General features: G+C 47.5%; 6 protein-coding genes and 1 pseudogene. 2 read left to right on the top strand and 5 right to left on the bottom strand.

The annotated features are described in order from the left end of the window. The 5 genes and pseudogenes from BN1234_RS00095 to BN1234_RS00075 form a co-directional block, all read right to left on the bottom strand. Positions 1 to 476 (bottom strand): annotated as a pseudogene (locus BN1234_RS00095) (sensor histidine kinase); the annotation flags it as partial. A 77-nt stretch (positions 477 to 553) separates the two neighbouring features. Next, complete coding sequence (locus BN1234_RS00090; protein WP_054954636.1) at positions 554 to 1,417, bottom strand: carbohydrate ABC transporter permease; 864 nt, start codon at positions 1,415 to 1,417, stop codon at positions 554 to 556. Continuing rightward, a complete protein-coding gene (locus BN1234_RS00085; RefSeq protein ID WP_054954635.1) occupies positions 1,414 to 2,379 on the bottom strand; it encodes a carbohydrate ABC transporter permease in 966 nt (321 codons plus the stop codon). Before BN1234_RS00085 ends, BN1234_RS00090 begins: the two co-directional genes overlap by 4 nt. A 101-nt stretch (positions 2,380 to 2,480) precedes the next feature. After that, positions 2,481 to 3,809 (bottom strand): ABC transporter substrate-binding protein, encoded by a 1,329-nt coding sequence (locus tag BN1234_RS00080; RefSeq protein ID WP_054954634.1) that lies wholly within the window; start codon positions 3,807 to 3,809, stop codon positions 2,481 to 2,483. 235 nt (positions 3,810 to 4,044) lie between these two features. Beyond that, positions 4,045 to 5,025, bottom strand: a complete 981-nt coding sequence (locus BN1234_RS00075) for a ketoacyl-ACP synthase III (RefSeq protein ID WP_054954633.1) — start codon at positions 5,023 to 5,025, stop codon at positions 4,045 to 4,047. Between the two features lie 242 nt (positions 5,026 to 5,267). Here BN1234_RS00075 and BN1234_RS22075 point away from each other — a divergent pair, with 242 nt between their 5' ends. Then, positions 5,268 to 5,441, top strand: a complete 174-nt coding sequence (locus BN1234_RS22075) for a hypothetical protein (RefSeq protein WP_156337082.1) — start codon at positions 5,268 to 5,270, stop codon at positions 5,439 to 5,441. 201 nt (positions 5,442 to 5,642) lie between these two features. Then, a complete protein-coding gene (locus tag BN1234_RS00070; protein ID WP_054954632.1) occupies positions 5,643 to 6,971 on the top strand; it encodes a DRTGG domain-containing protein in 1,329 nt (442 codons plus the stop codon). Positions 6,972 to 7,224 lie beyond the last annotated feature (253 nt).

The raw sequence follows: 7,224 nt of genomic DNA, 5'->3' as shown, positions 1-7,224 counted from the left end.
CCCGCCGGACCCGCCCCTCCATTCTCTCCGGGACCAATCCAGACCGGACGTCCCTCGGCTTTTTCAATCTCGGGAAACCAGCTTTGGCTTTTGAGCTCTTCAAACGAAAGTGTATCAACACTTGAATACAGCAGTTTTTCCTTGTTATAGATGGCAAAGGAGCTGATCATGGGATGATTCATCGAATTGTTGATCTCCTGCCGCCGCTCGTAAGTAATGGCATAATCGCGCTGTTTCAGCATTTGCTGAACCGAAGGCTCCCTGATCTGAGTTATCGCGGAATTCGAGAGCAAGTTAATTTCATTTAGCGCGTACTTCAGCCTTTGATCTGTTTCCTGCAGGGAAATCCAGTAAAAGTGGCTTGTTTTCGTCTCCATCGTCTTAGAGAAGCTGTAATAGGATACGCCTCCGAGTGCAATTACCGGAATAAACACAAGAAGAATAATAGCCAGCAGGATTTTCCGACGAAGCTTCACTAGCTCCCCTCCTATCTCCTAGTCTATTATTCTTCATCCGTATTCCTATTCCCTTGGTCTTTTTATCCCGGCTGCCTTTAACTTTTTATTGCTCCCGATGTCAACCCTGCGATAACCCAGCGGCTGAACAGTAAAAATACAATAAGCAGCGGCAGCGTCGCCGTAAAGGTAGCAGACATGATCATACCGAAATCGAGACCGTCCTTGTTGGTGAACAGCTGCTGCAGAGCGATTTGGATCGTATAGTTCTCCTTGTTTTTAAGCACGACCAGCGGCCAGAAGAAATCATTCCACACATTCATAAAATTCAATATACCGAGCGTGGCCATCGCCGGTGTGACAACCGGAATGGCAATGTTCCAAAAGATACGGAAATGCCCTCCGCCGTCCATCCGCCCTGCTTCTATAAGCTCGCTGTGCACAGCAGTTGAAATATACTGCCTCATCCAGAAAATACCGAAGGCATTGACCATCGCCGGAACAATAAGCGCTTTGTAGCTGTCGATCCAGTGCAGCTTAGCCATGATGACATACTGCGGCAGCACGCCGAGCTGGGCCGGGACAAGCATCGTGCCGATAACCATCACAAACAGCATTTTTTTGAGCGGAAACTCATACTTGGCAAACGCATATCCGGCGAGTGTGCACAGAAATACGACCGACAACGTTACAGCCGAGGACACGACGACAGAATTAAACAGCGCCCGAAAAAAGTCCGTACGTTCCAGAACACGCGAGAAGTTATCGAAAAACTGGCTGCCCGGCGTAAGAAGCGGGGGAATATGAAAGGCTGCATCTTTGTCATTGGTAGCTACTATAAACATCCAGTAAAACGGAAAAATAGACAGCACAGCTCCAAAAATCATGACAGTGTAAAACAATACCTTGGCTATGGCTCCCGGCTCATCCGGCTTTCTTCTTGTAATTGGCAAGGTGCTCATGCTTTCTTCCCTCCTCTGTCTCCACCCATACGGCTGGACAATACCATATTCAGAACTGAGAACAGAATGGTGGCAATAAAGAGAAGCACCGCCGTCGCAGCGGCCGTTCCAAAAAATCCGTTCTTAAATGCTTCGTTATACAAATAGGTAACCATCGTTACCCCTTCCTGGCGTGTAGATCCCGTACCCGACTGTCCAAGGAAGACATACGGCTCCGTAAACAGCTGAAGGGCACCGATCGTTGAAACGAGAGTAACGAATAGAACAAACGGGCGGAGCAAAGGGAGTGTAATAAAAAGAAGCTGCTGACGCCGGTTTGCTCCGTCAATCCGCGCGGCTTCGTAAATATCTGTCGGGATGCTTTGCAATCCGGACAAGAAAATAATGGCGTTATATCCCATCCAGCGCCACATGACCATCGTGGAAATGGCAATTTTGACCCCCCACCAGCCCGAGTTGAAAGGAACGCTTTCCAGCCCGAACGAATTCATCATCCAGTTGACAATGCCGTTGTTTCCGAACATCGTACTGAATACAAGAGTTACCGCTACGATGGACGTGATGTTAGGCATGAAGTACAAAATGCGAAATGAATTTTTAAATTTGTTGAGTGCTGAATTCAGCATGATGGCTACAAACAAAGCAATAATCAGCTGCGGAACGGTACCCATTAAGGCGATGATCAGCGTATTGCTGAACGAAATCCAGAATGTCGGGTCGCTTGTCACCCAGCCATAATTTTTAAGTCCGACGTATTTCATCGGACCCAGCGCGTCCCATTTAAAAAAGGACAGGTAAATCGTGAACAGGATCGGATACAAACCGAATATCGCAAAAAGAATAAAAAACGGCGATATAAACGTATAGGCCGTCAGCCGGCTTTTACGAATTTCGGTCCAATACGGCCGTTTTTCCGGTTTGGACCGTACCGAATTCGGCTTGGCAGCTGCGGTGTCAGCCATGAATGCACCTCCAGGGATGGTATGATAAATCCGGATCCGCAAGAAAGCTCTTTAGTCTCTCTTGTGAATCCGGACAGAATTACAGTAAGACTTTCAAATGATTAGCTGCGATCGACGAGAGTCTTGATTTGCTTGATGGCCGATTCCCACTCAGCTGCAGGATCAGCTTTTTTCTCCAGAACGTTTTTGAGCGCGTTTTTAATGATCGTGTCCGTTTGGTCATGAAGCGGGCCGTAATAAACTGGCTTTACCCGCTTTGCCGAATCGGCATATGCGGCAGAGATGATCTGTCCTCCGAAAAACTCATCCTTCTCTGTACTGAAATTTGGATCATCATAAATAGCAGGAATTGAAGGGAACAAGCCGCTGTCTTTAAAGGATTTCATTTGGTTTTCCTGATTTAGGACCCAGGAAATAAATTCGTATGCTTCTTTCGAATGCTTGCCTTCCTTCGGAAGTGTCAGAAAAGCTCCGCCCCAGTTACCTGCCCCTTCAGGAAGCTGGGCAATTTTCCACTTGCCGGAGGAGTCCGCTGCATTTCGAATTGTACCCGCAATCCATGCCGGACCGAGCATAACGCCAAACTCGCCGTCATTAATCGCTTTATTCCACTCCGGTGACCACAGCGCCCAGTTTCCAATCCAGCCTTCCTGAATGCCTTTAACCGTGAAATCGTACGCTTTTTTCACCTGAGAATTCGTATCTCCGATAAACGAGCCGTCTTCTTTATTGAAGTAAATTTGCTCCGGCGACTGGTCACGCAGTCCGTTGTAGACGAGGTCTGTCAAATCGGCAAAAGGCTTGCCTGTTTTTTCTTTAAAGGTCTTAGCAACCTCCGCAAATTTATCCCATGTATCGATGGCTGCGCTAAATTCATCCGGATCCGTCGGCAGTCCGGCTTGCTCTGCAAGATCCGTCCGATAGTATGCCACCGTAGGCCCAATATCTGTCGGCAATCCTAATAGGAATGAACCGTCCACAGATTGTGCCTGCTTCCATTTCCACTCCAGATAATTGCTTTCGATATCTTTAGCGCCAAGGTCATATAAGTTGTGGAACTTATCCTGTGCCCCGATAAACCGCTCGACAAAAGCAATCTCAAGCATGAAAATATCAGGAGCACCAGCCCCAGCGGACAATGCTGTCGTCAAGTTGTTGTGATGTGCCGTCTGGTCGGACGTATTTTGAAACTTAAAGGTGATGTTCGGGTGCTCCTTCGTATATTCCTTGGCAAGGTCCTCATAGTTTGTCGTGCCTAGAGACCAGAAGGACAGCTCTACTTTTTCTTCCGTCTTCGTCTCTGTGTCTTTTGGTGCTGCTTCCCCTCCCGCGCCCGGTGTCTTCTCCTCCGTTTTGCCTCCTCCGCCGCATGCCGCAAGCGAGAGCGTCATGCACAAGCAGAGCAGCATCGTTAACCAGCGTGTTTTCATGTGATAACCCCTTTCAATACATTTATATTTTCTATTTCAGTCTAACGAAAAGCGTTTACTTTTTTGAGGAGGCAAACTTCCGATTTATGGTTGAATATTTTATGATGACAGGTCACCGCTGTCCCCGAAGGCAGTCCTCTTTCCCAACTCTTCTTTACCGACAAATCAAAAAGACTGCCTTTTCAGACAGTCTTCAGGATTGATATATAAGTCCGGGACGGCTCCAACAACCGATCTACAAGGTCCACTTCAGGATGGTTCCCGCATAGGTAAGCCCCCCGCCGAATCCATACAGCATAAGGGTATCACCTGATTTAAGCCGGCCGTCGTCAACTGCAAGCTGAAGAGCGAGTGGAATAGAGGCAGCGGATGTATTCCCTCTGTATTCGACACTGGTCAGTGTTCTCTCCATCGGAATTGGACCCCTTTGGCAAATGGCCTCAATCATTCGCAGATTGGCGCTGTGAGGAACAAACCAGTCAATCTGCTCCGGGGAAAGTGCCGCTTTTAGAAGAAGCTCCTGGGCTCCAAGCGGAACATTCCGGACCGCCCATTTGTATACTTCTCTTCCGTTCTGTACAATACAGCCCTTCTTGAGCTCTGTACCATTCATCTGTTCGGAAAGATTCGTTTTATACAAATGCTGCCCGCTTTCCCCGAGCGTTCCGGAGATGGACGCGATAAAGGCCTGCTGCTCAGTATCCCTTTCCACAACAACAGCCCCGGCGCCGTCTCCGAACAACACACATGTTGTTCGGTCGGTGTAATCTGTAATCTTGGACAAGGTTTCCGCTCCGATAACCAGAACCTTACGGTATAACCCACTTCGCACCAAGCCGTCCGCCACCTGCATCGCATACACAAACCCGGCGCAGGCTGCGCCCAGATCAAGGGTGCCTGTATCCTGGATTCCCAGCTTTGCCTGCACCATAGAAGCCGTGCCTGGAAAAGCATATTCCGGCGTACTCGTTGCAACCAGAATCATGTCACAATCCTTGACCCCCACCTGATATCTTCTCTCGAGGTCCTTAACCGCTTCTGCTGCAAGGTCGGATACATATTCATCAGCAGCGGCAATCCTTCGCTCACGCATGCCGGTCCGCTGTACAATCCATTCATCATTTGTATCTACCATTTTTTCCAGATCAGCATTGGTTAGAATACGGTCCGGTACATATGTGCCTATCCCTGATATTTTTGACTGATACAAGGTCATCCGTTCGTCTGCACCTCCATCCATATTATTTCTACCATTATATCAGAGTATCGCAAAAGGTACTCTGATATGATATATAGTCATCATCTGTACTATAACAATAATTAAATATAACAAAACACTATTGCAACAGAGTGAATTTCGATATATAATAACAAACAAATATCAAAAGTGTTATATAACAGTTTGCTTGAATTTATGCACTACGTTTATCCCATCCCCAGCATCGGAGGTAATTGCGAATGAATAAGACGGAGGAATTACAAAACCAAAAAGTATGTCTCTCTTGCGGTGGCAGCTTTGCCGATCCGGACTTGCGTGCAAATGATCCTGTCTGCCCTAGCTGTGAAACTGCTGGTGAAAGCGACCTATCCTACCTCTATATGCAGCAGTATTACTACAACTTTGCCGACTGATCCAGCTTCCCTGCCTTTACTATTTGAAATTATATCTGGGTTTGATCCCCTGCAGCCTCCAGACAGGAATATCCTTTAGGATTCCCGGAAGGCTGCTTTTTTCATTCGCTTTAGTTATTGGTGGTGCGTGTTTCAAACAGGAATGAGGTGTTATATAATAGTCTTAATTTGCTTTATAAATCAGGCCAAAGGAATGATGAAATGTCATCCTCCAATTTTTCAACGAAGCACGAACAGATCATTCAATATATTGAAAGTCTGGATATAGGATCGAAGATTTCCGTACGCAAAATCGCACAAGAATTGGACGTAAGCGAAGGAACCGCGTACAGGGCGATGAAGGATGCCGAGAATAAGGGAATCGTGGCTGCGAAGGAAAGAGCCGGAACCTTCCGGATTGAGAAGAAGCAGCCCGTCGAAATCGACAGGCTGACGTTTTCGGAGATTGTTAATATCGTCGATGGCAGAGTCATTGGCGGAGAAGAAGGACTACATAAAACGTTAAAGAAATTCGTTATCGGGGCTATGCAGCTCGAAGATATGATCCGCTACATTGAGCCCGGCAATCTGCTCATTGTTGGGAACCGGGAGAAAGCACATTTTAGTGCCTTAACGCTCGGTGCAGGCATCCTCATTACAGGAGGATTCGACACAAGCGACGCAGCCAAAGCATTAGCCGATGAGCTTAAACTTCCCGTCATCAGCACCCATTATGATACGTTTACTGTGGCAACCATGATTAACCGAGTCATTTCCGACAAGCTGATCAAAAAAACAATCGTTCATGTAAAAGATGCGGTTCATCCGGAGATAGAACTCGCCTATCTGCAAGAGCATGATCAAGTTGGGGATATGCTGCGACGAATTTCCGAAACAAACCATAACCGGTTTCCAGTCATCGATGAAGCGCGAAGACCGGTCGGTATCATCACAGCTAAAGATATTATCGGAGCCGGAGGGAACGAGCCAGTCCACCAATACATGACTCCCGACCCGCTTACCGTGACAGAACAAACCGCTGTTGCCACAGCCGGTCATATGATGGTCCGTGAATCGCTCGAGCTGCTGCCGATCGTTAATGCCTCCGGACAGCTTACTGGCGTCATTAGCCGTAAAGATGTCCTTCGATCCCTGCAAAATACCCAGCTACAACCGCACTACGGAGAAACGCTCGAGGAACAAATCTGGTCATCATTTAAAGAGACCCGGGATGATCAAGGGATTACTTCCTATCAAGGCGTCATTTCAGCCTCCATGATTAATCCCGTGGGCAACCTCTCCGATGGTATTTTGTCCTGCTTGATCAATCAAGCAACCGCGAGGACCATCTCCAAGCTGAAAAAGGGAAATCTTCATATCGATAGCACGGCGGTTCATTACTTTCTTCCTGTCGAAATCGATTCCTCAGTTACACTCCTGCCCACGGTTATCGAATCCAACCGCCGCTTTTGCAAGGTTGGCATTGATGTGTATGTAGAGTCCAAACGGGTTGCTCAGGCCATTGTAACTGCACGGCTCTTTGAAGCTTGAATGCCTTGATCCTCGTAACTGATCTGATATTAGCGCCACTGAATCGTCCAGATTAGAACAACAGAGGGTGCTCCACAAGTCATCTTGGGACACCCTCAAGCCTATGATAAGATCTAGAATCCACGAATAAGAAAGCTATCATCCCCGATGTGAGGGGCAGTTTCTTGTTTAACTATACAAAAAGAGGAGATCCCTCAGTCACTGTAGGTGACGAGGAATCTCCTCTTCTGATTTGCTTGGCGACGTCCTACTC

Source organism: Paenibacillus dakarensis (assembly GCF_001373415.1).
In the GTDB taxonomy this organism is placed as follows: Bacteria; Bacillota; Bacilli; order Paenibacillales; family Paenibacillaceae; genus Paenibacillus_AQ; species Paenibacillus_AQ dakarensis.
This window is presented reverse-complemented; position numbering and strand designations above follow the sequence as displayed.

What these genes read in the sequence shown, in the direction of transcription:
- BN1234_RS00090 (WP_054954636.1), bottom strand. Translation starts at nt 1,417, where the DNA reads ATGAGCACCTTGCCAATTACAAGAAGAAAGCCGGATGAGCCGGGAGCC.
- BN1234_RS00075 (WP_054954633.1), bottom strand. Translation starts at nt 5,025, where the DNA reads ATGACCTTGTATCAGTCAAAAATATCAGGGATAGGCACATATGTACCG.
- BN1234_RS00080 (WP_054954634.1), bottom strand. Translation starts at nt 3,809, where the DNA reads ATGAAAACACGCTGGTTAACGATGCTGCTCTGCTTGTGCATGACGCTC.
- BN1234_RS00085 (WP_054954635.1), bottom strand. Translation starts at nt 2,379, where the DNA reads ATGGCTGACACCGCAGCTGCCAAGCCGAATTCGGTACGGTCCAAACCG.
- BN1234_RS00070 (WP_054954632.1), top strand. Translation starts at nt 5,643, where the DNA reads ATGTCATCCTCCAATTTTTCAACGAAGCACGAACAGATCATTCAATAT.
- BN1234_RS22075 (WP_156337082.1), top strand. Translation starts at nt 5,268, where the DNA reads ATGAATAAGACGGAGGAATTACAAAACCAAAAAGTATGTCTCTCTTGC.